Origin of the sequence: Ensifer sp. SSB1 (assembly GCF_016652895.1) — a bacterium.
GTDB lineage: Bacteria > Pseudomonadota > Alphaproteobacteria > Rhizobiales > Rhizobiaceae > Ensifer.
This window is the reverse complement of the sequence record NZ_JAEPRP010000357.1, coordinates 1-1,752: the sequence shown is the minus strand read 5'-3', so window position 1 is coordinate 1,752 and position 1,752 is coordinate 1. Positions and strand designations below refer to the sequence as shown.

General features: G+C 63.1%; 2 protein-coding genes and 1 pseudogene. 2 read left to right on the top strand and 1 reads right to left on the bottom strand.

Features of this window, described 5'->3' with window-relative positions; translation table 11 throughout:
- On the top strand, positions 1-730 hold a 730-nt coding region (locus tag I8N66_RS37275), incomplete at its 5' end, for a pyridoxal-phosphate dependent enzyme (protein WP_291165572.1).
- A gap of 123 nt (positions 731-853) precedes the next feature.
- Positions 854-1,063, top strand: a complete 210-nt coding sequence (locus tag I8N66_RS37270; protein ID WP_291165571.1) for a hypothetical protein — start codon at positions 854-856, stop codon at positions 1,061-1,063.
- 102 nt (positions 1,064-1,165) lie between these two features.
- On the opposite strand, the pseudogene I8N66_RS37265 reads toward I8N66_RS37270, so the two are convergent.
- Positions 1,166-1,752: pseudogene (locus I8N66_RS37265) on the bottom strand (ketol-acid reductoisomerase); the annotation flags it as partial.

The window sequence follows — 1,752 nt, the reverse complement described above, 5'->3', positions numbered from 1 at the left end:
CGGCAATGCCGGCATGGCGGTCGCCTATGCCGGGCGGCGCCTCTCGATCCCCGTTTCCGTCTTCGTTCCCGAAACGACGACAGAACGGGCAAAGGCGCTCATCCGCCAGGAAGGTGCCGAAGTGATCGTGCACGGTGGTGCATGGGATGAAGCAAACGCCCGCGCGCTGGCGTCCGTCGATGCCGAGACCGCCTTCATCCACCCCTTCGACGATCCGCTGCTGTGGGCCGGGCATGCGACGATGATCGACGAGGTCGTCAGATCCGGCCTTTCCTTCGATGCGGTCGCGCTCTCGGTCGGCGGCGGCGGACTGCTGTCGGGCGTTGCCGAAGGGCTGGAGCGCAATGGCCTGCGGGATATTCCCATCATCACCGCTGAGACCGAAGGCACCGCGTCCCTCGTCGCCTCCGTCAAGGCGGGCACGCTGGTGGAGCTTCCCTCTGTCACCGGCGTCGCCACCTCGCTCGGCGCCCGAAAGGTGTGCGAGCAAGCCTTCGAGATCAGCCAGACCCGACCGGTCGAATGCGTCGTGGTCAACGACCAGTCAGCCGTAGACGCCTGCATCCGCTTCCTCGACGATCACCGGGTACTGGTGGAACCCGCCTGCGGCGCCGCGCTCGCAATCGCCTATGGCCAGGCCGGTCAGTTGCTGCACTTTGAACGCGTGCTGATGATCGTCTGCGGCGGCGCGACGACGACCGTCGAACGGCTGCGGGCCTGGCAGGCCTGAGCGGCAAGCTGCCCCCATTCGCATTGCACGAAATCGGAACGGACGCCCCTGGCAAACACGCCCCCGCGAGCTTATCTGCAGTTTGCAATCGCAGATTGTTCAGCTAGCGGTTGGGAGCCAGGAATGAGCAAGATGTTCATGTTTACCGCTCGGTATCTATGGAGCGTCTCCGTCATCGCAGCCGCGACGACCATCGGCGCCATGATCGGCTGGCACAGCAGTGGCTGGGGTGGAGCCGTCGGCTTCGGCCTCGTCGGGTTTGGCACCGGCTCGGCGCTGGCCGCCTTCCCTTCGTTTTTCCTGGACATGTTCTTGAGCTTTGTTTTCGCCTAGCTCCCGCCTATGCCGCACCCCGCGCCGGCGACACGCATGTCGGCCTCACGAAAAAAGCCGGGGCACTGCCCCGGCTTGTCTCATTCGACCGTTCGATGAGGCTTAGTTCTTCGCCTTGTCGACCAGCTTGTTCTTGCCGATCCACGGCATCATGCCGCGAAGCTTGGCGCCGACTTCTTCGATCTGGTGGCTGTCGTTGACGCGGCGGATACCCTTGAAGCGGGCCGCACCCGACTTGTATTCCTGCATCCATTCCGAGGTGAACTTGCCGGTCTGGATGTCCTTCAGGACGCGCTTCATCTCGGCCTTGGTTTCTTCGGTGATGATGCGCGGACCGGTGACGTATTCGCCCCACTCGGCCGTGTTCGAGATCGAGTAGTTCATGTTGGCGATACCGCCTTCATAGATCAGGTCGACGATCAGCTTCACTTCGTGCAGGCACTCGAAATAGGCCATTTCCGGGGCGTAGCCGCCTTCGACCAGCGTTTCGAAGCCAGCGCGGATGAGTTCGACGAGACCGCCGCAGAGAACGACCTGTTCGCCGAAGAGGTCGGTTTCGCACTCTTCCTTGAAGTTGGTTTCGATGATGCCCGAACGGCCGCCGCCGACGCCGCAGGCGTAGGAGAGCGCGAGGTCGCCGAGGAAGCGCAGAGCGTTTTCGTTCTGGTCCTTGTAATTGATGCCGACGA

Bases quoted from the DNA above. Each gene is read 5' to 3' on its own strand.
- I8N66_RS37270 (WP_291165571.1), top strand. From the start codon at position 854: ATGAGCAAGATGTTCATGTTTACCGCTCGGTATCTATGGAGCGTCTCC.